The organism is Marinobacter vinifirmus (assembly GCF_002258215.1).
Taxonomy (GTDB): domain Bacteria; phylum Pseudomonadota; class Gammaproteobacteria; order Pseudomonadales; family Oleiphilaceae; genus Marinobacter; species Marinobacter vinifirmus.
In genome coordinates this window covers 496251-520919 of the sequence record NZ_NEFY01000001.1, presented here as the reverse complement: position 1 = coordinate 520919, position 24669 = coordinate 496251, and the positions used below count along the sequence as shown (strand labels likewise).

The window sequence follows — 24669 nt, the reverse complement described above, 5'->3', positions numbered from 1 at the left end:
GGCTTCTGGCATCTGTGTTCGCGGTAGATGTTGCCGCTTATGCGGTGATGTCGAATCACTACCACCTGGTGGTGAAGCTCAGCCCGGATGAGGTGGTACCCTGGAGTATGGATGAGGTGCTGGCGCGCTGGTGCAGCCTTTACAAAGGGCCGCCACTAGTGCAGCGATATCATCGGGGCGACGAGTTGTGTGCTGCAGAGCTTCGGCGAGTGGAGGCGTACGCGGAAACCTTCCGGCAGCGGTTGGCGGATTTGAGCTGGTTTATGAAATGCCTGAATGAACCAATTGCGAGAAAGCGATTGCACGACAGACGGAACAGCAGGCACTGAATGAGTTTTCCGTGCCGCTAAAACCGCTACTGGGTTTTGAGGGCCTCATTCGAACGGCTTCCAGCGAGGCATCCTGTTCAGTTTTGAAGATTACCTGGAGCTGGTCGATTGCACCGGGCGGATCAGCCAGAGCGACAAACGCGGCTGCATTGACGAAAGCGCGCTGCCGATTCTGGAACGGCTGAATCTGGACCCGGAACGGTGGTGCCACCGGGCGACTGCCTTTGAAGATAGCTATCAGGACTACCGAAATCCTGGACGGCGACGACAAGCGGCTTAGGCTCCCTCCCCTTCTTTTTCAAATCAGACTATCGGCGCGCCCGCCGAGGACGTCGCTCGCCTGAAATCGGCAGATTTCCACAATTCACGGTGGAATGCCGCCGCCGTTTTGCCATAACCCCGAATTAGGCGCAGTGAAACCGAAAGTCAGAAACAACAAAGGCCCGGGGTCGAAACCGCCGGGCCTTTGGGGATCTGGTCAGGCTAGTGCCTGTCCATGATCAACTTGTGTTAATCCCGCGGGTAGTTACCGTGAAACCAGAACCTGGGGAGCGTGCCTTCGCTTTCATGCTCGTAGTAGTAAGCCTCATCCGCCCGCATGTCCTGATAATACTGCCAGACCTCATTCATCCAGAGCGCCCACAAAATCAGGAAAGCGGCTGATAGCAAACCCGCGACAATCATGCGACGCCGAGGATTAGCGGTCGACCTAGCCTCTTGCAACGAATCTCCTGCAGGCAGGATCAAAGCCCAAAAACCTATCAGGACAAACAACCCCACCAACATAGATCCTGGTGCCATAAAAACAGCCGAGACCCCGGCGTGAAACAACGCAGCAGAAACGGATGCCGTGAAGCCCGCCAGCAACAGCAGCTGGTTGGAGTCGCCAGACTCAAACAACTCCGCCCTCCGCCGCCAAAAATTACGGATGGCCTGAACAACCACCAATCCCATGGCAGCAATCAAAAGCCAACCATATTCGGCAGCCCACATCAGGTACATGTTATGGGGGTGACCGAACTTCTTGCCGGTAGCATAAGCTTCTGTGATTGGCTCATGGGTCAGCCAGGATTGAGGCCCCATTCCGAACGGAAAGTTTTGCAGGCTCATCTTCCAAGCTTCCACAAACAGGGGAATACGGCCTGAACTATCCGTTTTGATGCTTCGGACCTGGACGCCATCCGCCATAAACGAAGGGATAGCGACAGACAGCAAAAGCCAGATAACAATGCCTGCGAAGAGATATTGCAGAAACACCTTCAGCCAGGGCATGGCTTTTCGGTGGAAAAAGCAGAGCACGACTAACACCCCAAAAATTATGCCCAAAATAGATCCGCGAGAGGTAGTTAAGAAAAGAGCCCACCACCATAATCCTGAAGCCAATAGCATTATCACCTTCAACAACATGTTGTTTTTTAGCGGACCCACTAATACAGCAAGAGGAAAAAGAGGCACAAACCAAGTAGCAACATGACTCCAGTAGCGAATATTCACGAAACCTGAAGGAATAAAAACACTTAAGTCACTAACGCTATCCAAGATTGCGAAGATGTATATACTAATCAAAGAGAAGCCGTACATGGCACAGAAAAAGAAAGCAAAATATAAAAAGAAAAAGCATGCTGACAAAATCCGACCCATATCAGCCAAAAGCTTACCCAAAAAGAAGGATAGGCAAAAATAAAAAGAAAAAAATGCTGGCTCAACTAAAGAGTAAGAATAACCAGATAAGGCAGAGGCAGAGGCAGAGGCAGATAAAACACAAAACACAAAAAAAAGATGCGGAAAAGCAATGAAAAAAAAACTTACCTCAAACCCTACCCTAAAGTAATAAAGAAAAAATAAAACACCAAAAAGTAAAGCCAAAAATAAAAAACTAAACCTTTGATAATTGTAGCTACCAAAGGAACCAGGCAAAATTTCAGAGAAAAGCAGCTGAATAAAAAGCAATGAAAGTAAAGCTCCAAAAAAGGCACGGAGCACCATATTTAAAAAGCTTCCTTTACTCAAACTTCATACTCACCAAAAAAAGAGCCGGCAGCGCCGGCTCTTGGTATCAAGGATTAATTAAGTCGCAACAATTGAGCAAGACCCACTATTTCCACAACTAACTTCCAGTGCCGTCTCATCATCGGCAGGACCACCTGGAGACGCTGGCTCGATTGTAAAGCTAGGCGGATTCTCTGGGGCGCCATCATCCGTCAGATCTCCAGGATAGCCTGACGCAGTAGTTTCATCGCAAGCGGCCCAATCGATTTCCTCGAAATCCTCATCTTGCTCAGAGAAAGCGATCAAAAGAGCATTAGCCGCTCCTTTTGCTTCAGCCAAGCATGCATTATTAGCACTTTTACGAGTGTAGTTCTGGTATTGCGGAATAGCAATAGCCGCCAAAATACCAATGATCGCCACAACGATCATCAGTTCGATCAGAGTAAAACCCTGCTGACCTTTGTTCATCTGAATTTTTTGCATGTTATAAACCTCAAAGAGTTCTCATTTTTGGTTTTCCAGCTCCGGGGCGGTGGAGCTGTGCCCCGTTTCCGCGCTGAGCGTGGTGTAACTTAAGCAGGCCCCATGCCAAATGCAAGAAAATGTTAAAAATCAGCGCTCATACAGTGACTTAAATCAAGAAACGCCGGTCAACGCCCTCCCATGGCAAAAAGCGTGTGCCGCCCACCGTCCACAGGTGACAATTTTCGTCACCCCGAAAATGACAATCCCAGACACGCAACTTTTCCCTACACGTCCTTGAGAAAGATCAAACCTGAGACACACCCCGCTTTCCAAAGCGGTACCATCCATCTAAACTCTGGTTCATAAATCCGAGATTCAGCCACTTATAAGACTTTCCTCAGAGCATTTATGGCGAGCAGCAATCGAAACGTGACGCTGACGGGCCTGGCCCGTCGATTCGTGGAAGACGGGCTTCTGGACGAAGACGTGGCGAAGGATGCCTTTCTTCAGGCCTCCAAGAACCGTATTCCGCTGATCACCTACCTCACCCAGAACGATTTGGCCGACAGCCGCAGGCTGGCGTTTTCTGCCGCCATGGAGTTTGGTGTATCGGTACTGGACCTGGACGCCTTTGCCCCGGAAATGCTGCCGGAAAAGACGGTCGACGAGAAGCTCATCCGCAAACATAACGCCCTGCCACTTTATAAGCGTGGCAACCGATTGTTTGTGGCCATTTCAGACCCGACCAACCTGCAAGCGCTGGACGAAATCAAATTCAACACAGGTTTGAGCACCGACTCGATTCTGGTAGATGACGCCAAGCTCCGTGCCGCCATCGACAAGTATCTGGAAAGCCAGGATTCCACCATGGGCGACCTGGAAGACGCCGACTTGGAAGGAGTGGAGACGGAGGCTGGCGACCAGGACGACGAAAAGGCCGTCACAGCCGAGGTAGATGATGCGCCCATCGTGAAATATGTGAACAAGATGCTGCTGGATGCCATTCGTGGCGGTGCATCGGATGTGCACTTCGAGCCCTACGAGAAGACCTATCGGGTTCGGTACCGTACCGACGGCATTCTGAAAGAGATTTCCCGCCCGTCTATCAAGCTGGCACCTAAGATTTCTGCCCGGGTGAAGATTATGGCGCAGCTGGACATCTCCGAGCGCCGGTTGCCCCAGGACGGCCGGATCAAGATGAAACTGTCCAAAACCAAGGCCATCGACTTTCGGGTGAATACCCTGCCCACCTTGTGGGGCGAAAAGATTGTGCTGCGGATTCTGGACCCGAGCCAGGCCAAGCTGGGTATTGATGTGCTTGGTTACGAGGAAGACCAGAAGCAGCTCTACCTGGATGCACTGGAACAGCCGCAAGGTATGATTCTGGTGACCGGGCCCACCGGTTCCGGTAAAACGGTTTCCCTGTATACCGGCTTGAACATCCTGAACACCACCGAGCGCAACATTTCCACGGCAGAAGACCCGGCGGAGATCAACCTGGAAGGCATAAACCAGGTAAACGTGAACAACAAGGTGGGTCTGGGGTTTGCGGAGGCGCTGCGGGCGTTCCTGCGTCAGGACCCGGACGTGATCATGGTGGGCGAGATCCGGGATCTGGAGACCGCCAACATCGCCATCAAGGCGGCACAAACCGGGCACTTGGTGCTTTCTACCCTGCACACCAACAGCGCTGCCGAAACCCTGACCCGGATGATGAACATGGGCGTGCCGGCGTTCAACATCGCCACCTCGGTTAGCCTGATCATTGCCCAGCGTTTGGGTCGGCGGTTGTGTAATGGCTGCAAACAGCCCGCGGATATTCCGGCGGATGTGCTTTTGCAGGAAGGGTTCACACAAGAACAAATTGATACAGGCTTCACGTTGTACCGCCCCAAGGGCTGTGATAAATGCAATGGGGGATACAAAGGCCGCGTTGGTATTTACGAGGTGGTGAAGATTACAGACGAGCTGGCCAACATGATTATGGAAGAAGCCAGTTCCATAAAAATAGCAAAGCAGGCTCAGGCGGAAGGCTTCCGCACACTACGGCAGTCCGCCCTTCTGAAAGTAATTCAGGGGGTGACCAGCCTTGAGGAAGCCAACCGCGTGACGAAGGATTAAGCATGGCAGAAAAAGCGCATAGACTCGAATCGTACGTTTGGGAAGGTAAAGACCGGAAGGGCAATAAAACCAAGGGCGAGATCATGGGCTCTAACCTTGCCCTTGTGAAAGCCCAACTGCGCAAGCAGGGGGTGATTCCGGATAAGGTCAAGAAAAAGCCCAAGCCGTTGTTCGGTGGCAGCAAGAAGATTACGCCTTTTGACATCGCCATGCTTACTCGCCAGCTGGCCACTATGATGAAGGCCGGTGTGCCGCTGGTGCAGAGCTTTGACATTGTGGCCGATGGGCTTGAGAACAAGGGCCTGCAGGAGTTGGTGGTAACCATCCGGAATGATATTTCTTCCGGTTCCGGCTTTGCTGCTTCCTTGCGCAAGCATCCGAAGCACTTTGATGATCTGTACTGCAACCTGGTGGATTCCGGTGAGAAGGCCGGTGCATTGGAAGCGATGCTGGATCGGATTGCGACTTATCTTGAAAAGACGGAATTGCTCAAGAAGAAGGTCAAGAAAGCCATGACCTACCCCATCGCCGTTATCGTGGTGGCAATCGTGGTTACTGCGATTCTGCTGGTAAAGGTGGTGCCACAGTTCGAGAGTCTGTTCCAGGGCTTCGGGGCAGAGCTTCCAGTATTTACGCAGATGGTGGTTCGGCTATCTGAGTGGATGCAGAGTTGGTGGTTTGTCGTGCTGCTGGGCATTGTGGGCACAATCTTCCTCTTCAAGGAATCCAAAAGGCGTTCCCAAAAATTCTCAGATATTGTCGACAAGCACGTGCTGAAACTGCCGGTTGTGGGCGAAATCCTCGACAAATCCGCCGTCGCCAAATTCGGCCGGGTACTATCCACCACCTTCGCCGCCGGTGTACCGCTAGTCGACGCCCTCGATTCCGTAGCCGGGGCCACCGGTAACGCGGTTTATCGCGATGCCATCCAGCGTATCAAGAACGATGTTTCCAGCGGTACCCAGCTACAGGCTTCCATGCGTCAGCAGGACATCTTCCCGGTAATGGCGGTGCAGCTGACAGCTATTGGTGAAGAGTCCGGCAACCTGGATGAGATGCTGCAGAAGGTTGCCGAGCACTACGAGGCGGTGGTGGATGACATGGTAGACAACCTGACCGCCCTGATGGAGCCGATGATCATGGCGGTTCTGGGTGTGCTGGTCGGCGGCCTGATCATTGCCATGTACCTGCCGATCTTCCAGATGGGTCAGGTTGTCGGCTAAACACCGGCCCGTTCCTGCTCCCCGTTTCTTTGGGGAGCAGGCATTCTCCCAACATTTCCAATGAGTTCCTGAATGCCCTCTCTAGACGTATTCCTCAACACCCCCTGGCTCCTCTACCTAACCGCAACCCTCGTCTCCCTCTGCATCGGCAGTTTCCTGAATGTGGTCATCCTGCGCCTGCCCAAAATGATGCACCAGGACTGGCGTTGCCAGTGTGAGGAATTTCTGGAGGTTCCGGAGGCCCAGCGCAAGCAAGAAGAAACCATCACCCTGTCCAAACCTGCCTCCACCTGCCCTTCCTGTGGCCACAAGATTCGGGCCTGGGAAAATATTCCGGTGGTGAGCTGGTTGTTTCTTGGCGGCAAGTGTTCTTCCTGCAAATCCCGGATTTCGGTTCGTTACCCTCTGATTGAGGCCGTTACCGCAGCATTTTCGGTGGTTACGGTGTTCTTGCTGGGGCCGACCGAAGCCGCTCTTTGGGCCTTGCTGCTGGTGTGGGCGCTGGTGGCGTTGACGGTGATTGATTTTGATACCCAGTTGCTGCCGGACAGCATCACCCTGCCGCTGATGTGGCTGGGGTTGGTGTTGAATTATTTTGGCGTGCTGACGGATTTTGAGAGTGCCTTCTGGGGTGCCGTGGCGGGGTATTTGTCGCTTTGGTCGGTGTACTGGCTGTTCAAGCTGGCCACCGGTAAGGAAGGCATGGGCCATGGGGATTTCAAATTGCTGGCGGCGCTTGGGGCCTGGCTGGGGTGGCAGTTGTTGCCGGCGGTGATTTTGTTGTCGTCTCTGGTGGGGGCTGTGGTTGGTATTGCGCTGATGGTGTTCAGGAAGCATGGGCGTGAGGTGCCGATTCCGTTTGGGCCTTATCTGGCGGCTGCCGGGTTGCTTGGATTGTGGTTTGGGGCGGAGATTCAGCGCTTCTGGTTTGGGTTTTTGGGAGTTTGATGCGTGAGGATTATTGGCTTAACAGGTGGTATCGGCTCCGGAAAATCCACCGTGGCCCGGCTATTTGGCGAACTGGGCGTGCACTGGGTGGATGCCGATAATGTGGCCCGTGAAGTTGTGGAACCGGGGCAGCCGGCATTGGCGCAAATTGCGGAGCATTTCGGTGCTGAGGTGTTACAGGCAGATGGTTCTTTAGACCGCGCCTGGTTGCGGCAGCGGGTGTTTGCGGAGCCTGCGGAGCGGGAGTGGCTGGAGCAGTTGTTGCACCCGGTGATTCGCGAGGAGCTGGTTCGCCAGTTGCGTAACCCTTCCAGCCTTTCGGCTAAGGGCAACTCCGGCGATTATCCGTTACCTTATGTGCTGCTGGTATCTCCCCTGCTTCTGGAAACCAATCAACATCAGCTGGTTGAGCAGGTGATTGTGGTGGATGTGCCGGAGGAGGTGCAGCTGGACCGCACTATGGCCCGCGACGCCAATTCCCGGGAACAGGTGGAGCGGATTATGGCGGCGCAACTGGGCCGGGACGAGCGGCGGGCGCTGGCAAGCGCTATTATTGATAATAACCGCCCACTGGATAACGTGGAGCTTCAGGTTTGTGAGCTGCATAACCGTTTGCTGGCTGAATTCAGTTAAGGAGCTTCGGCTGCGTTACACCTCTTTTTTTGTCTCGTTCCTGGCCTTTGGCGCGGTTCTGGCACCCACAGCCCGTGGCGGCGAGCCGGTGTTCAATATGCAAGCGGCGCCGGTGTCCGAAGTGCTGTCGCCCTATCGCCTGCCAGCATCTTTCTATACCTTTGATCCCGATGAATACTGGGCCGAGCCGGAAGATTCCTGGTGGCTGGATTTCAGTAACTGGGTGATTCGCCAGGAACGCCGGCACGGGGTTAACGTGCAATCCATGGGCGCCTGGGCAGACCAGACCCTGTCTGGCTTTAGTCATGTTCTGCCCAACAACGAAAGCTACCTTCGCCTGGGCTTCGCGGCAGAATCGGAATACAGCAACCTGGCCAGTTTCGAGCCTGAAGCCCGGTTCCGGCTGGATGTACCCACGGCCGAGGAAAGGCTGCGGCTGGTGGTGGAGAGCGAAAGCGAGGAACTGATCCCCCTGGCCGAGCGGGAACGGGACCGCACCTTAACCGAGCCCGAGCGTACCGAAACCGAAACCACCGGTGCCCTGCGCTACCTGACCCAGGTGGGCGATGCGATCAACCTGTCCACGGATATCGGCGGCCGGCTGCGGCTGCCCCCGGAAGCCTTCTGGCGCATGACCGCCAGCAAGGGCTGGCGAATCGATGAAGACTGGGCATTCAACCTTAAACAACGGGTTTACTACTATCACACCGAAGGCTGGGGCGCCCGCTCCTGGATGGGTTGGGACCGGCCGGTGAGTAATGGCTGGCATTTTTTTGCGTCGTCAGAACTTGAGTGGATTCACGATGAACGCCGGTTCGATGCGGCTCAGATTTTCAGTGTGCGCAAGCGCCTGAATAACCGGTCGGTGGTTACGCCCCGCATTGGCGTTTTGGGCGAGAGCCAGCCATCCTGGCGCACTACCTCCTACTTTGCCGATTTCACCTGGCGTTATCGCATGTACGAAGACTGGCTGTTTGCCGAGGTGGTGCCGGCCCTGGAATTCCCCCGGGAAGACAGCTTCCAGGACCGGGCCTCGGTGGTATTGCGTATCGAAATGTATTTCTCCGGAACCATCAGCCGTGACTAGACCCCGCCACAAAAGCAAACCCGCTGCGGAAGCCCTCACCCTTACCCCGATTGCCTACACCCGCTCCTGCTTTCAGGATAAGTTCGGGGTGCCGCGCCAACCCGGGCTCACCAGGAATGCCCACGCCAGCCTGGTGATCGAGCCACCATTCGACCGGGAAGACGCCTTTCGGGGCCTGGAGTCCGCCAGTCACCTGTGGCTGGTATTCCAGTTCCACGAAGCGGTGCGGGCAGAGTGGCGGCCTGTGGTGCGCCCACCCCGATTAGGCGGCAACAAGAAGATGGGGGTATTCGCCAGCCGCTCGCCGTTCCGGCCTAACAGCCTGGGCTTGTCGGTGGTAAAAAATGAAGGCCTGGACAGGCACAACGGCCGGCTGGTGCTGAAGATCAGCGACCACGACCTGATTGAAGGCACACCGATCCTGGATATCAAACCCTACCTGCCCTTTGCTGATGCCTTACCGGAGGCCTCCCTGGGCTGGGCAGAGGAAGAACCCTTGCAGCGCCTGCCGGTCAGCTTCACCCCGGAGGCCGACGCACAACTGGCCGCCCTGCCCCCAGCCGACTACCCGGATTTGCGCGGGCTGATCGAGGATGTGGTGAGTTACGACCCCCGCCCGTCTTTCCGCCGGGGCCGGGATGAGGAGCGCATTTACGGCGCACACCTGTACGATCTGAATGTTCGTTTTCGTTTTGTAAACGAGGGCGCTGCCGTGCGTGTGGAAGTGGTGTCGGTCTGCTAAACTGCCGCTGGTGATTTTGTAGTCGACACAGGGAATTTGTGCCTTGCCATCCAAGCAGTTAATCAAGCGTTTAGGTGTTCGCCCGCTGGCATTGCGGTTGCTGGCCTGGGTGCTTTTGTACAGCGTGGTGCTGTCGCTGGTGGCCACCGGCGCACAGATGTATGGCGAGCTGGCCAAGGTATCCTCATTCCAGCAGTTCTATGACGAGGTGCTGGGCCAGGCGCTGCACAATCTCTGGTTCCAGTCCATCGTGGTGATGCTGGGCACTCTGGGCCTGTTGCTGATTGTGCGCATTACCCTGTTCCGGCACCTGGAAACCATGGCGGATTACGCCGCCAGGCTGAACCTGGACGCCCTCGTTGACCCGCTGAAACTGCGCCGCAAGGCTCCCAAACGGGCGGATGAACTGTCAGAACTGGAGCAGGCCCTGAACCGCATGCGCCTGCAGATTCTGGAAGACACCCGCTCCCTGCGCCAGGACACCCTGAAATCCCGTGACGAACGCGACGAAGCCATCCGCGCCAACCATGCCAAGAACCAGTTCCTGGCCAACGTCAGCCACGAGCTGCGAATCCCCCTGCAATCCGTGCTCGGTTACGCCAACCTGCTGACCGACACGCCGCTGGACCAGGAACAGCGGGAATATGTGAATACCCTGCTGGGCGCGTCGGAAAACCTCTCTGCCATCATTAATGACCTGCTGGACATCTCCGCCATGGAAGCCGGCAAGATGGAGCTGGAAGCCATTCCGTTCGACCTGCGGGAAACCCTGAACGACCTCATCCACATGCTCGGCAGCCGTGCCCGGGAGAAAGGCCTGGCACTGGAAGTGCGGGTGGATGAGAACCTGCCCTGGGCGCTGGTGGGTGATCCGGTGCGCATTCGCCAGGTGATGCTGAACCTGCTGTCCAACGCCATCAAGTTTACCGATTCCGGCCATGTGCTGATCAGCATTGAAGTGCTGGGCCGGCGGGGCGATAAGGTACGCCTGCGGTTGGCCGTGGAAGACACCGGCGTGGGCATTAACCCGGAAGATGTTCCGCTGGTTTATGAGCCCTATGTGCAGCTGGGCCAGCAGTTCCAGCGGCAAACACCGGGAGCGGGGCTGGGGCTGACCATCTGCCGGCAGCTGATCGGGCTGATGAGTGGCTCGCTGGACCTGGAAAGCCGCCCCGGTGAAGGCTCCACCTTCTGGGCGGAAATCAGCCTGCCGGAAGCGGCAGACAGCGCGGCCCGGGTGCGGCCGGATTCCCGAAAAGTACATCACAAGCGCATTCTGGTGGCAGATTCCTACGAGTTGTCCCGCAAGATTACCCTGGAAATGCTGTCCCGCCACGAGGTTCACATTGAGGCGGTACGCTCGGCGGGCGAGGCGCTTACCTTTCTGCGCCAGGCCTTTGATGCGGGCACGCCCTACGATGCAATCATTCTGGACGGCTTTGTGCCGGATATGGACAGCGACCTGCTGTGCCGGCAGATTCGCGGCAACCAGCAGTGGCAGGATATGCGCCTGCTGATTCTCTCGTCCAACCCCCAGCGGGGCGATGCCGAGCATTTCCGGCAAGCCGGGGCCGATGCGTTCCTGAGCAAGTCCCTGCGGGAGTCTTACCTGATTCCGATTCTGAACCAGCTGTTTGCAGATGCCGAGCAGCAGGAGCGCCGGTTCCTGACCCGCTTTTCCCTGCAATCCATCAACCACACCGGCTCCGTACGCCGGGAGCTGGCCTGCGGCTGCATGCAGGTGCTGCTGGTGGAGGACAACCCGGTTAACCGCACCCTCACCCGCCGACTGCTGGAGAAACTGGGCTGCCAGGTGATGACCGCCAACGATGGCGAAGCCGCGCCCTCCCTGTACCAGACACACCAATATGATGTGATCATGATGGACTGTGTGATGCCCCGGGTAGACGGCTTTGAAGCCACCCGTCGGCTGCGCCAGTGGGAGCGGGACAACCACAAACCCCGGATACCGGTGGTGGCCCTGACCGCCAGCGCCATGGAAGAAGACGAGGAAAAATGCCGGGCGGCGGGCATGGACTCCTTCGTAGCCAAGCCGGTGAACATGGAGATGTTGCGGGCGGTGCTGGACCAGTATTGCCAGGCCGCGGCCAGTACGGACTAAGCTCGCGCCTCATAACCCCGCCCCGTCACCCCTTAACAGCGACTTACAGCCATTTAAGTTGTGGCGCCGCGCGCAGGTGTTTACCATTCCCTCCGAATTAAAATGAAAGCAACAAAGGTGTCATCATGAAGATTACCCGCATCTCTGCCCTCGCTTTGTCCCTGGCTGCCGCTCCGGTATTCGCCAGCGACCTGGACCTGAGCCTGACCAACGATTCCGTTAAGGGCCAGGTAAACTTCTTCGGCACCCAGGATGAACTGCAGCTGGGCGCTGGCTACACCTATCACGAAGGCAGCCGCCACATAGGCAACGTGGACTTCCACGCCCAGGGCCGCACCGCCCTTGGCAACCTGCCTACCACCGCTGGCATTGGTTTGCGCGGCATCGCCTGGGATGACGACCAGGTAGACGGCGGCGCGGTGGGCCTTGGTGGCTTTGCTACCCTGAACATTCCGGATGTGCCGGGCCTGTCCTTCACCGGCGCCCTGCACTACGCCCCGAGCATTTTGTCTTTCGGTGATTCCGACGACATGACCAGCGTAGAACTGCGCGGCAGCTACCGTGTGATCCGCAACGCAGAAGTGTTCGCCGGTTACCGTTACCTGAACACCGAACTGGATTTCCGCGGCTCTCCGGATATCAACCTGGACGAAGGGGTGATGGCCGGTATGAAGATCTTCTTCTGACACCCGCCTTGCGGCCATCCGGTTTGATGCCGGGTGGCCGATTCGTGCCCGCTTTCACGCTCTCCCCTTTGTTTTGCTGCTAGGCTGTGCCGAGATACATCATCCGGATTGCTTGCATGAAATGTCGCCTGATTTCTGCCCTTGCCCTGCCCTTTCTTCTGACCGCCTGCGGTGGTGGTGACAGTGCCATTGACGGTGCCCGCGAGATTCCCAACCGTTTTGGTAATACCGTCAACGCCCTGGACGACTTTAATCCCGGCAGCACCGGTGATTCCGGCAACACCGCCGGCCTGAAGGCTAATGAAGTGCGGATCACCATGGAAGTGCCCGCCTTTTATGCCCCGGATGCGGAACAAACCCGGCGCAACCTGAGAATCGTGGTTCCGGACCAGGTGCAGGTGTACCGGAGCAACCAGGGCGGGCAAAATCTGGGCACCGTGCCCTACAGCACCAGCACCGGTGAAGACGGCCACTGGGTTGTGGCCTTTCCGGACGGCCAGCCCATCGGCCCGGATGTGGTGATTGAAGCCCGTTATTCCGGCGGCGGCCAAACCATTGCGATGAAAGCCCTGGCAGCCGATTCAGACCGGGATGTGAAGGTAAACCCCTTCTCCCATTACCTGGTGCAAAACGGACTTGGCGGTTACTCCTCCACAGAATTCCAGGCCGTGATGGACTGCGTGAACGACCGGGGCGGCGCCCTGTGCCTGAACAAGTATGTGTGGTCCAGCCTGGCCGACCAGGTGCACGATTTCGAGATTGATATTGCCGGCAACCTGACGCTGGATGCTGCCGTCAGTACGCTGGCCGGGCGGGCGGATTTCGCCGGCTATATTGAGCAGATGGCGGACTATGCCCTGCTAGGCCCGAATGCGTCTGGCACCATCCGCGCCAGCTCCGCAGATTACAACTCGGTGTTTCTGGGGCTGGAGCTGGGCCCGACTTTCCGTGATGCCCGCTTCCCCGGTGCCGGCCAGTGGGGTGCGCGCACCGCACAGGAGGAAGACCTGGGCGGGGCATTTCTGTATCCGGCCCTGACCCTCACCTCCTTCGAGGCCTTCAATATCAACGTGACCTCCCTGGCCACCGATATTCCCTATGACCGGAGCACCCTGGCTCACAGCTTTACCAATCCGGACGGCCAGCAGTTCTCCCGGGAAGACAGCTGGACCCGAAACAGCCATTCCAGCTCACCGGGAGCGGCCACTCTCACACCGCCCTCAGAAGACGGCTCCGACCCTGCCCGCCTGCTGGCCGGCCGCGCCCTGTACCAGAGCATTACCGATGAACCGGGCAGTGCCAACAATGGCTGGACCCGCAATCCCTATTTCATGGATGCCTTCACCTCCGCCCCCGGCGATGAGAACCAAAGCCCGGACAGGGTGCTGGGCAGTTACTTTACCGCCGGCAAGGCCATCGCCCTGGCTGATGCAGAGGGCAAGCTGAAGCGCCAGGAAACCCTGGAAGAACAGTATCTCTCCGTGCTGGAGCTGCATCTGTTACGCAGCGAAGATTTCGACATGGCCCGCATTACCGGCAGCGATTACAACCTGGTGTACCTGACTGCCCAGTTTGGCGGCAGTAATCCGGCAGCCTTCGAGACCGGCTATGGTGAGCTGGGCGGCGCTGATGGTGCACTGACCACAAATAACGCGACCATCTACCGTGGCAACACGGGGGCTGCGGGAGCGGGAGCGTCTTCGGCCGTGACCGACACCTGGAACATTGCCAACCGGCCGGCCCAGCTCAGTTCCGGCACCAAGAATATCGGCCGGCTAAGCCTGTGCCGCAGCTGTACCGAAAGCGAGCCGCCGCTGGGTCTTGGCGCCGCTACGCCCGATGGCTCCCTGCTGGCGTTCAATCTCGACGACGCGGGACTTGGCGATGGCCTGGTGATCGCCGGCAAAACCACTTCCCTGACTGCTCCCATTGCCGGCGATTACCGGGTTCAGGGCACGATGATCGCTCTGGATGCCAACCAGAACCAGCTGTACCAGGTGGCCGGAGGAACGCTCACATTATCCGAAACCGGCGCAGACCTTACCGCCGCCAGCTACCGGGTTAGCCATACCATCACAGAGAACGCGGTCGGCACTCCGGAAAATGAGTTGCTCGACCTTGGGTTCACCGTGACACCCGGTGGCAACGGCACCATCCAACTGACGGGAGGCGAGCTGGTTCTGAACGGCTTCTACACCGAATCCGGTGACCAGATCTTCCTGGTGGTCCAGGACAACACCGGCCCGGAATTACGCACCGGCTTGCTGATCGCCACACTCATTCCGGAATCAACGGCAGCTCAGTGAACAGGCGTAAGCCGTATAACCTGTTATAATTCCTGCCATATCGATTTTGGCGAGAGGTTTTATGACGTTAATCTCCCGGGCACTTTTGCTGTGTGTTCCCCTGGTGTTATTTGCGATTGCCGGTGCTTTGTATTCCCCCGAACCCCCGGAAAGTGAAGACACCGACATTGCCCTGGGCTCCCTGCCCAAGTTGCCTGAATGGACCGCCGACGGCCTGCCGGATTTTTCCGGGTACCAGGACACCACCGAAAAGAAGGCCGCCTTTTTCTCGTTTCTTTACCCTCGCATTGAACTGGCCAACAACCGCATTCTGCTGGAGCGGGAATACCTGCAATCCCTCTCTGGCAAAGACGAGCTGGCTGACGATGAGCTGGAGTGGCTGGAACGGCAGGCGGACCGGCTGAGAGTTGAGGCGAAGAACGGCAGCCCCAAACAGCTTGAGCAACTCACGGAAAAGCTGGATGTGATTCCTCCGTCCCTGATTATGGCCCAGGCCGCCAATGAATCTGCCTGGGGCACTTCCCGCTTTGCCACCGAGGGCAACAACCTGTTTGGCCAGTGGTGTTTTACCCGTGGCTGCGGGCTGGTGCCGCTGAGCCGCCCGGAAGGGGCCAACCATGAGGTGGCAAAGTTTTCGTCGCCTTATTATTCTGTGCGCTCTTACATCCAGAATCTGAACCGGCACCCTGCCTACCAGCAGCTGCGGTCGATACGCTCGGCAGCCAGGGCCGACGGTGATGCGTTTTCCGGCATTGCCCTGGCACAAGGCCTGCTGAGCTATTCCGAAAGGGGCGAGGAATATATAAAAGAGATCCGCGCCATGATTCGCTACAACAACCTGGAATTCTACGACAAGCAATTCCGGGCTCAACTGGACTGACGAGACTTTTCCATGCTGGACTTTTTGCCCGCCCCGTTGAAAGGGGTCCTGGTGGTTTTGCTTATCCTGACGAACACCCTTATTTTCCTGCCATTTTTGCTGCTGTTCGCGATCATTAAACTGATTATTCCGGTGAAATTGGTGCGTACCCTGTGTACACGGATGGTGAACCTGATTGCCTGGTACTGGATTGGTTTCAATAACACCCTGGCGGACCTGTTCCACAAGATTGAGTGGGATGTTCGCGGCGCCCGGGAGCTGAGCAAGAAGCATTGGTACTTCGTTACCTGCAACCACCAGAGCTGGACTGACATTACTGCCATCCAGTACGCCCTGAACAACAAGATTCCTCTGCTTAAGTTTTTCCTCAAAAAGGAACTGATCTGGGTGCCGCTGCTGGGTGTTGCCTGGTGGGGGCTGGACTTCCCCTTCATGCACCGGCACACCAAGGAGCAGATCGCCAGGCGGCCGGAGCTGAAGGGCAAGGATATAGAGGCTACCCGCAAGGCCTGCGAGAAGTTCCGCTACACCCCGGTGACCATTTTCAATTTTATGGAGGGCACCCGCTTTACCCCGGAAAAGCACGCCCGGCAGAACTCCCCCTACAAGAACCTGCTGAAGCCGAAGGCCGGCGGCACCGCGTTTGTGTTCGGCGCCATGGGCGAGATGATCCACACCATGCTGGATGTGACCATTGTGTACCCGGACGGACGGCCCGGGATCTGGGATTACCTGAGCGGCCGGGTGCGCCGGATTATCATCGATATCCGCACCCGGGAAGTGCCGGAGCGTTTTCTGGGCATGGATTACGAAGGTAACCGGGAGCTGCGGGCAGACTTCCAGCGCTGGGTAAGCGGGATCTGGGCCGAGAAAGACGCCCGCATCGAGGAATTGAAAGTGGGCGCCTGATTACAGGATGCCCAGTTCGCGAGCCCGGACAATGGCCTGGGTTCGCGATTTCACATCCAGCTTGGCGTTGATCCGGCGGGCGTGGGTTTTCACGGTGTGCAGGGAAATGTGCAGCTTGTCTGCGATCTCCTGGTTCGACAAGCCCTGAGCGATCAGCTCCAGTACGCCCTGCTCCCGGTCGCTGATGGGTTCAGCAAGGGTCTCTGTGGCGACAGGCGCATTGTTGAGACCAAACAGCTGGCCCAAATCCCGGTTGAAGGCGTTTTCCGGTAATTGCCGGAAGCATTTCTGCATCAGCGGTGTGAGTTCGTTGACCAGCTCCGCAAACGGGCTGATAAAGCGCTCGCTGGCAGCCTGGCGAATCACCTGCTCCAGCTGTTTCCTGGCGGCCGGCAAACCCTTCTCCTGTTGCAGCAGGACGGCACTCAGCAGGCCAACGTGCAGTTCCAGCCCCCAGGGTAAGGTATCGCCGTAACGGCCCAGAACCGCGTCCAACTGCGCCCTGGCACGAACCAGGTCACCACTGGCCATGTCCGCCCGAACCTGCAGGCAGTCCATCAGCCCCGGCATCATGGGGAATAATTCCGGCACGCAGCCACCCTGTCGATACGGCTGGAGCTTTTCGATGGCCTGGGCGGCACTTTCTGTCTGGCCATGGGATAACCAGCAGCTGGCTTTCAGGGCTTCCAGTACCGGCACGTACAGGGATTCATCCACCTGCCAGGCGTGCATGGCCCGCTCTGCCCGGCCAATCCAGACAAAGGCATCTTCCAGGCGGCCCTCGGCTTTACACATCAGCACCCTCAGGGCCATGGCCAGCAACAGGCCCAGGTCCCGGGTCTGTTCGGCATGGCGTGAGCAGCTCACCAACAGGCGATCGGCTTCGTCCAGCCGGCCCTGGTGCCACAGCACCAGTACCAGGTTCAGTTCCAGCCGGGTTTCGCCGATACGCGCCGGACGGCTGAGTTCGTGCATGGCGGTGTCCAGGCCGGTTCTGAGCAGCTGCTCGGCATGCCCGAGCGCGCCCTTGCCCAGCTCAATGCGGGCGTGGGCGTAAACCGCCAGCGCCTCGGAACCGGAGTCTCCCGCTTCCCGGGCCAGCTTGGCCGCGGCGCGGTTGGCGTCCCGGGCTTCATGAAATTTGCCGGCGGCACACAAGGCGCTGGCACGAACAATCTGGGTGACCAGCTGAGCCTGGGGTGATAAGCCTCCAGCGGCGAGCGCCTTGTCTGCCATGGCCAGGGCTGGCTGCACATAGCCTTCGCCCCGCAGGATAAAGGCTTTCAGGGCATAAATACGGGCTTCCTGCTGTTCCCGGTCTTCCGGCGAGAAGCCTTCGAGCAACTGCCGGGCCTGGTGGAACTGTCCGCCAATGGCATGAACCCAGCTGTAGACAATGCGTAATCGCGCGCTGCGCTCCAGCAAGCCGGCAGGCAGGTGTTTGCGCAGGGTGAGCAGCGATGCGGTGTCCTGCCCCAGCAACAGGGCTTCGGTGCCCTCAGAGGCAATGCGCACGACTTCTTCGGCATCTCCGGACAGCAGTGCGTATTTCAAGGCCTCCGGAAACTGGTTCCGCTGCCCGAACCAGCGGCTGGCCAGCAGCATGCGGGTGTTGTAACCACCCAGTGCCGGTGTTTTCAGCCAGGCCTGAAGTAAAGGATTGAGGCGATACCAGCGGCCACGGCCGGATACCGGCTGCAGGGGCAAGCCCTTTTCACAGGCAACGGACGGCAGCATACCCGAGTCGCCAACCGATGCCTGCAGCGCGATAAACAGTTCATCTGACACACCGTCCAGCTCCGCCATCATGCGCAGCGAATTCATCTGGCCGGGCGCCATCTGCCCCAGCACCGAGCCTTTCAGGAAGCGCTCAACGGAGCCGGTTTCCTGCATCGGCCGGCGTTCCGGGCTGCGCAGCAACTCCCGCCGGTACAGGGCCAGCGGCGTGGGCCAGCCTTCGGTGAGGCTATACAGGTGATCAATGGCGACACTGGTAATCAGGCTGTCCGGCCGGGCGTCCTGGAAGTAGGCAAAGGTTTCCGAACGGGTGAATTCCAGGCTCTCGCGGCCGATACATTGGTAACGGTTTTCCAGCTCAAGGGTGTGGCATTCGAACGGCAAAGGCAGCCGGGAGGTAAAAGCTACCGACAGGTTTTCTGGCATATCGCAGACAAGCTGCTGCAGCAGCCCGCCCACCGCCGGATTGGTCAGGTGGTGCAGGTTATCCAGCACAAGCACATCCCGGCCTTGCTGCTCCAGCCGGCCCTTGGCCACCAGCATAACGGCCAGGTTGTCTTCAAACGTGCCACCGCCCTGATTGCCGGGGTGCAGGGACTGCGGCAAATCCAGTGCCATGGCGATGAGGGATAATAAACGGGACGGCGCGTTGTCGCCGGCATTCAGGGTAACCCAGCGAATCCGGTCAAACTCACTGGCACCCTCGCTCAGGGCGCTGACCAGGCTGTGGGTTTTGCCGTAACCGCAGGGCGCTTCCAGCATCAACAGGGAGCGGGGCGCGAGGCTATCCAGGATCTGTTTGGAAAGCGCTGGGCGGGGCTGGTGATCTTTTGGAATGGCCGGCAACTGAAGCCGGTGCTCCAGTAAATCCCGAACCAGCTCGCCGTTTTGCAGGCTGGTATTGGCGCCCTGAAACTCGTCGTTGGCGGCGTTGCCTTCGTTAAAGGATTTCACTCACGGCCCCGATTACACCTTTAGTATTAGAGATTGGCCTCGAGAGTAAACCAAAGCGGGGTCTGGCTGCAAAAAATTGGCGGGGCTAAACGGGGTTAGTGACGATTTTCCAGCGCAGTAATGTGATAGCGCTCACAAAAAAAAGGCGGGCCATCGCTGGCCCGCCTTTCTCAACCGGTTACGTGAGACCGGTTAGCGAGTTCCCGCCCGGCGCAGAGCGGCCGGAGTGAAATCACGGGACTGGCGCTCAACGCCGAAGGAGTACGGAGTGTTCTCCTCGTTGGTCAGGCCCAGTGCCAGGTAGCGACCGGAGAGCAGGTCGTACAGTGCTTCGATGGCGTACCAGGGAACGTCCTGGTCGTACATCTGAACCGCATGTGCTTCGCCCACACGCCACAGCTCACCACGGCCATCGTAATGGTCGATCACAGAAGCCTGCCAGGTGTCTTCATCAATGTAGAAGTCACGCTGGGCATAGACGTGGCGCTCGCCCTCTTTCAGGGTGGCGCGCACATGCCACACACGGTGCAACTCGTAGCGGGCCAGGTCCTGGTTGATATGGCCAGGCTGGATAATCTCGTCGTAGCTCAGGCCACGATCCAGCAGCTTGTAAGAGTTGTACGGAATGTACATCTCTTTCTTGCCAATCAACTCCCAGTTGTAGCGATCCGGAGCACCGTTGTACATGTCCAGGTTGTCTGAGGTACGCATACCGTCAGCCGCGGTACCCGGGCCGTCATAGGCAACCTGGGGCGCACGGCGAACACGGCGCTGGCCGGCGTTGTACAACCAGGCACGGCGTGGTTCGGCTACCTGGTCCAGGGTTTCGTGAACCAGCAGTACGTTACCCGCCAAGCGCGCCGGCGCGGTGATCGACTGCTTGAAGTAGAACAGGACGTTATCGTCTTTACCCGGCTCGTAGTCGGTCAGGTAGCTGTTCCACACCAGTTCTTCCTGGAATTTCACCACAGAGAAATCGCCGCCCGCGGTCGGAGTTACCTGACCCACGTTACGCTGCACAGAACCACCCCGGTAACGGGTAATGTGGTTCCAGATTACTTCCAGGCCGTTCTGGGGAATCGGGAACGGCGTGGCATCCTGGTAGTTGTCGATACCGTTACCGCCAGACACCAGTTCTGCCTTGGTCGCATTCGCTACGGTCTCATCCATGATCTTCTTCGGATAAGTGGCGGTACGGTGAGTCGGATATACCGGAATCCTGTAGTTATCGTACTTGCGGATCATCTCGACCTGGCCCGGAGACAACTTGTCTGCGTGCTGGTCGACATTGCTCCGGTCGATAACAAACTTCGGTTGCTCACCGGCGAAGGGGTTCACGTAAATGCCGTCCCCCTTGTATCCGGCCGGAGGCTCGGAAAGCCCGCCGTCCCAGGCCGGAATGTCGCCGCCGTTGCCGGCTTTCTCCGCACCCATCGGAGTGAGGGTATCACCCAGCTTGGCTGCTTCCTGGGCAGAAACCGCGCCCCAGGCCTGGCCTGCAAACAAACTTGCAGTCAGAACGCCGGTGGCCAGTAGTTTCTTGTTCAGTTTCATTTAAGTTACCTCGTTAAACGAATTCGGTCCGGTTCAGAAGGAGTAGGAAACACTCGCGCTCACGAAATCCCGGTCGGTCATTTCGTTATACGGCTTGCCACCGAAGTAGTTGGTATAACCAATGTTGCCGGTGATCTTGTTCTGGTATACGCCTGTCAGAGACAAACCGATGGATTTGTTGCCTTCGTTGAAGGCGCCACCGGGTTGCGGGGCGTAGCCTTTTACGTCATGACTCCAGGCAATTTGCGGAGACAGGTTGATGCCTGCAATCGCGTTCGGGTAGTCCCAGACAAAACGGGCACGGTAACCCCAGGAGAAGTCAGTTACGTAGCCGTCGTTGGTGCAATAGGTCGGATTGATGTTGGCAGACTCACCAGCTTCACACTGCCCACCGGGCAAGGCACCAATACCGAAGGTGCCGGAGCGTCCGTACCGGGCTTCGTCTTTACCCGGAAGATTATGAACATAGGTTGCGCCCACTTCACCTACAAAGGACATTCGGCTTGCGCCCATAATCTGATCAAAGAACTTAATCAAAGTCATCTGGGCCTGGGAAACGCCATACTTGTCATACCCTGACACTGCCAAATTATCTGTGGTGCCATACTGCTCTTGCAGGCGAGGAGCCTCTCGCTGATAGAGCAAGCTTGTATCACGCTGCAAACCGCCGTAAATCAGTTCGAAAGCATTCCACTGAATAGGCAACTTGTCACGGTAGCTGTATTCGGCACCCAGAGACCAACCGCCGGGCGTCGTTGTGTTGATACTTACACCGTAAAGGTCAATACCTTCAGGGTACTCAATAAAGTAACTAGGGAATCGACCGCCTTCAGCCTGATTGGAGGTAACACCGCTAATGTACGGCAGTCGGCTGTTGTACTTGATGTAGTAGAAGCCGAGTTCAGAGTCGTTAAGGGCTGGAACATACCAACGCATGGCAACACCGAACTGGTCTTTTGCATCCGCTTCCTGGTCACCCAAACGGGGGGCAATGAAGCCCTGGGCCTCAGCCTGCGAGTCCGGCAACTGACCAGCCAGAAGAACCGGGCCACAACCGTCAGCTACGAAGTCGTTGGTCGAGAAGAAAGTACCACAATCATCAATGCGCACCTTTTCCCAGTCTGTCTGAACGAAGGTCTCCAGTGTGATATTTTCGGTGACACCGGCAGACATGTAGAACATCTCAACGGGCAACAACGCGTCTTTCAGCTGGGCACCCGGAGCACGAAAGGCTGGAACGTCAATCGGGTTGATGGTGTTGATACCACCCTGAATAAAGGTACTTTCGCCCCAGGATACAACTTGTTTACCGTAACGCAGGCTGACTGGCACATCACCGAAATACCAATCAGAGAATACGTAAGCATCGAGGATCTCTCCGCCAGAGGCGTTATCCATACCGTCCGGGCTTAGTGACCGGCGCTGACCGACTGGATCAATTGCACGCTTTTCGTCTTTCAACTCAAAGTCGTACCAATAACGACCACGGAGCAAGCCACCAACACGCGTCAGGACATTGCTATCGACCGAATAATCGATAAACAGCTCACTGTTACCTTTGACGACCTTAGAGTAGGTATCGCCCTTTTCGAAGTTGAGGTTACCGTCATCATAGTTATTAGTTGAGGCGCCGACAGGACCAAACGCATACTCAGGACCCAGATTGCCCTGGGCAATCAGGCGGCTGTCCGGATCTTCCACCCGCCAGCCAACACCCGCAGACAGCGTCGTGTTGAACTGAGCTTCTACATCGCCCATGTAAAACGAGATGGCGGAGGCCGGTGTGGATACGCCGGCGGCTATGGCTACGGCCAGTGGTAACTTGGTCCAACGCTGCCACGGTTGAGTTTTTCTTGTCATTGGAAGGCTACTCCGTTGTTGTTCTGAGTCGCTGCTCGGTTGTTCTGGTGTTTTTGTCCTGGCGGCTGTACTTACAGTGCCGTGATGCTTGCACTATATCCAAGGCCTGTGGGGGCTTTGATCAGTCAAAAGTATGATTTTGCAGTCACTCTCCGTTCATGGTGTTCTCGCACTCCCTCACTATAGACAAGATTCGGGAGTGCAACCACTTCGGAATGACTAAGGGCGAAGCTTGGGTAGGGCGGCCACGAGTGTCCGTGGCCGAAGGCTCTTTAAGGCTTGTGCGGTGCTTCCAGATACTCCCGGGACTGCATTTCCAGCAACCGGGACTCGGTACGCTCGAACTCGAAACTCAACCGGCCGCCGGTGTACAGCTCGGTGATGGGCGCTGCGGCGGAGATGATGACTTTTACGTTGCGGTCGTAGAACTCGTCGATCATGTTGATAAACCGGCGGGCCTGGTCGTCGTTGTTCTTGCCCAGCTGAGGCACGTTGCTGATGATGATGGCGTGGAACTGGCGGGCCATTTCGATGTAGTCGTTCTGGCTGCGGGGGCCGTCGCACACGGCTTTGAAATCGAACCACACCACGTCGTCTGCATGGGCTTCGGCCGGGATTTTGCGGCCGTTAATTTCCATGGTTTTGCTGTGCTTTGCCGCTTCTACCGCCAGGGCATCGAAGCTGTTACGCAGGCTGATATCGGCCTGGTCGTCCAGCGGGCAGTGATAGAGCTCCGCCTGCTCCAGGGTACGCAGCCGGTAGTCCACGCCACCGTCGACATTCACCACATCGGTGTGCTGTTTCACCAGGGCGATGGCCGGCAGGAAGCGGGCCCGCTGCAGGCCGTCTTTGTAGAGACCATCCGGCACGATGTTGGAGGTACACACCAAGGTAACGCCCCGGCTGAACAGGCCATCCATCAGGGTGGCGAGGATCATGGCGTCGCCGATGTCGGAAACAAAGAATTCGTCAAAACAGATAACCCGGGTTTCGTCTGCAAATTTCTTCGCGACCATTTCCAGCGGGTTCTTCTCGCCTTTGAGCTGCTTCAGCTCGTTGTGCACCCGCTGCATAAAGCGGTGAAAGTGCACACGCATTTTGCGATCGAACGGCAGCGCCTCGAAGAAGGTGTCCATCAGGTAGGTTTTGCCACGGCCAACGCCGCCCCAGAAGTACAGGCCTTTGACCGGATCTTCCTTACCCTTCTTCAGTTTGCGGCGGAGCTTGGACAGGCCGCCCTTGCTGCGTTCGCTTTCGGCTTCCACCAGTTTGTCGTACAGTGCCTGCAGGCGCTTCACGGCATCTTCCTGGGCCGGATCCTTGTGAAAGTCCGGGCGCTCAAGATCCTTTTGGTAGCGTTGCCAAGGGGTCAGGTTCGCGACGGTTTCGGAGGACATGGCTTCTGTCATCAGGATTTTCCTGCCTGCTAGGTGGATTTTCGGGCGCGGTATTGTCGCTTATTTCACGTTTTTTCGCCACGCCGCACGGGCGCCGGGGCAATAAGACGATTGGCGCAGTGTTTCGGCATGGGATACATCCGTTCGGGGGGTTATACTCCTTGAATGAGGAATGGCTCACTTGCAGGCAATGAAAGGACGATTTTTATATGACAAACCTGATTGTGGCGGCGGTTGTCGCGTTGGTGGTTGGCATTGTCATCGGGCTTATGTTTGGCCGGTCTGGTCAGGGAGCTTCGTTGCGACAGCGCCGGGCGGAGCAGCAGGTTGATGAGTTGCGTAGTGAGTTTACGCGGTATCAGGCCCAGGTGAATGAGCATTTTATGGAGTCTGCGCATTTGCTGCGGCGGTTTAACGATACGTACCGGGATGTGAATCAGCATATGGCCCGGGGCGCAAATCGTCTGTGCAATGACGAGGACTGGCTGGAGGAGCTGGGGCAGGATTCTTCTGGTCGCCTTGGCCATTCGGAGGCTGAGCCTTCCGAGCCGCCTCGGGATTATGCGCCGAAGTCTGATCCGGAGGCCAAGGGTACTCTGGCTGAGGATTATGGCCTGAATGCGGATGGTTCTAAGCGGTCTGCCTGATTCTTTACTGAGTAGATACAGGCCTTAGAACTAGGCGCCTCGGATCCGCCAGCCTTCTGGGTTTGGCGGCTGGCCAGTCT

General features: G+C 57.4%; 18 protein-coding genes and 1 pseudogene. 13 read left to right on the top strand and 6 right to left on the bottom strand.

The genetic code is table 11. The features are described 5' to 3' along the window. A pseudogene (locus B9Q17_RS18345) lies at positions 1–329 on the top strand (transposase); the annotation flags it as partial. Positions 330–839: 510 nt separating this feature from the next. Here B9Q17_RS18345 and B9Q17_RS02440 read toward each other — a convergent pair. After that, positions 840–2339 (bottom strand): O-antigen ligase family protein, encoded by a 1500-nt coding sequence (locus tag B9Q17_RS02440; RefSeq protein ID WP_154707606.1) that lies wholly within the window; start codon positions 2337–2339, stop codon positions 840–842. 57 nt (positions 2340–2396) lie between these two features. Continuing rightward, on the bottom strand, positions 2397–2801 hold the full coding sequence (locus tag B9Q17_RS18550; protein ID WP_425268606.1) for a pilin: 405 nt from the start codon (positions 2799–2801) through the stop codon (positions 2397–2399). 390 nt (positions 2802–3191) lie between these two features. Between B9Q17_RS18550 and pilB the strand changes: the two genes are divergently transcribed. From pilB to B9Q17_RS02380, 11 genes are all read left to right on the top strand, one after another. After that, a complete protein-coding gene (pilB, locus tag B9Q17_RS02430) occupies positions 3192–4904 on the top strand; it encodes a type IV-A pilus assembly ATPase PilB (RefSeq protein ID WP_094623947.1) in 1713 nt (570 codons plus the stop codon). A gap of 2 nt (positions 4905–4906) precedes the next feature. Continuing rightward, positions 4907–6127 (top strand): type II secretion system F family protein, encoded by a 1221-nt coding sequence (locus tag B9Q17_RS02425; RefSeq protein ID WP_094623946.1) that lies wholly within the window; start codon positions 4907–4909, stop codon positions 6125–6127. A 72-nt stretch (positions 6128–6199) separates the two neighbouring features. Continuing rightward, positions 6200–7075, top strand: a complete 876-nt coding sequence (locus B9Q17_RS02420) for a prepilin peptidase (RefSeq protein ID WP_094623945.1) — start codon at positions 6200–6202, stop codon at positions 7073–7075. Positions 7076–7078: 3 nt separating this feature from the next. Next, entirely contained in the window at positions 7079–7708 is a 630-nt protein-coding gene (gene coaE / locus B9Q17_RS02415) for a dephospho-CoA kinase (RefSeq protein ID WP_094623944.1), read from the top strand. Beyond that, positions 7671–8795, top strand: coding sequence for a hypothetical protein (locus B9Q17_RS02410; RefSeq protein ID WP_341864842.1), 1125 nt, complete (start codon positions 7671–7673; stop codon positions 8793–8795). Before coaE ends, B9Q17_RS02410 begins: the two co-directional genes overlap by 38 nt. After that, a complete protein-coding gene (gene tsaA / locus B9Q17_RS02405; RefSeq protein WP_094623943.1) occupies positions 8788–9537 on the top strand; it encodes a tRNA (N6-threonylcarbamoyladenosine(37)-N6)-methyltransferase TrmO in 750 nt (249 codons plus the stop codon). The genes B9Q17_RS02410 and tsaA overlap by 8 nt, the downstream gene beginning before the upstream one ends. A gap of 43 nt (positions 9538–9580) precedes the next feature. Continuing rightward, on the top strand, positions 9581–11659 hold the full coding sequence (locus tag B9Q17_RS02400; protein WP_094623942.1) for a response regulator: 2079 nt from the start codon (positions 9581–9583) through the stop codon (positions 11657–11659). 125 nt (positions 11660–11784) lie between these two features. Then, on the top strand, positions 11785–12345 hold the full coding sequence (locus B9Q17_RS02395; RefSeq protein WP_094623941.1) for a YfaZ family outer membrane protein: 561 nt from the start codon (positions 11785–11787) through the stop codon (positions 12343–12345). A gap of 116 nt (positions 12346–12461) precedes the next feature. Then, positions 12462–14651 carry a hypothetical protein gene (locus B9Q17_RS02390; RefSeq protein ID WP_094623940.1) on the top strand — a complete coding sequence of 730 codons (2190 nt, stop codon included), beginning with the start codon at positions 12462–12464 and terminating at the stop codon, positions 14649–14651. A gap of 61 nt (positions 14652–14712) precedes the next feature. Continuing rightward, positions 14713–15531, top strand: a complete 819-nt coding sequence (locus tag B9Q17_RS02385; RefSeq protein ID WP_094623939.1) for a glucosaminidase domain-containing protein — start codon at positions 14713–14715, stop codon at positions 15529–15531. Between the two features lie 12 nt (positions 15532–15543). Continuing rightward, complete coding sequence (locus B9Q17_RS02380) at positions 15544–16440, top strand: 1-acylglycerol-3-phosphate O-acyltransferase, YihG family (protein WP_094623938.1); 897 nt, start codon at positions 15544–15546, stop codon at positions 16438–16440. On the opposite strand, the gene B9Q17_RS02375 is transcribed toward B9Q17_RS02380, so the two are convergent. The 4 genes from B9Q17_RS02375 to zapE all read right to left on the bottom strand — a co-directional run bounded on the left by B9Q17_RS02375 (position 16441) and on the right by zapE (position 23918). After that, positions 16441–19131, bottom strand: a complete 2691-nt coding sequence (locus B9Q17_RS02375; RefSeq protein WP_094623937.1) for a LuxR C-terminal-related transcriptional regulator — start codon at positions 19129–19131, stop codon at positions 16441–16443. A 192-nt stretch (positions 19132–19323) separates the two neighbouring features. Continuing rightward, positions 19324–20685, bottom strand: coding sequence for a DUF1329 domain-containing protein (locus B9Q17_RS02370; protein WP_094623936.1), 1362 nt, complete (start codon positions 20683–20685; stop codon positions 19324–19326). A 33-nt stretch (positions 20686–20718) separates the two neighbouring features. Beyond that, positions 20719–22545: a DUF1302 domain-containing protein gene (locus B9Q17_RS02365; protein ID WP_094623935.1), complete on the bottom strand. Its 1827-nt coding sequence runs from the start codon at positions 22543–22545 to the stop codon at positions 20719–20721. A gap of 272 nt (positions 22546–22817) precedes the next feature. Continuing rightward, positions 22818–23918 (bottom strand): cell division protein ZapE, encoded by a 1101-nt coding sequence (gene zapE, locus B9Q17_RS02360; protein ID WP_208618749.1) that lies wholly within the window; start codon positions 23916–23918, stop codon positions 22818–22820. A 233-nt stretch (positions 23919–24151) separates the two neighbouring features. Between zapE and B9Q17_RS02355 the strand changes: the two genes are divergently transcribed. After that, positions 24152–24589 (top strand): Z-ring associated ZapG family protein, encoded by a 438-nt coding sequence (locus B9Q17_RS02355; RefSeq protein WP_022990657.1) that lies wholly within the window; start codon positions 24152–24154, stop codon positions 24587–24589. Positions 24590–24669 lie beyond the last annotated feature (80 nt).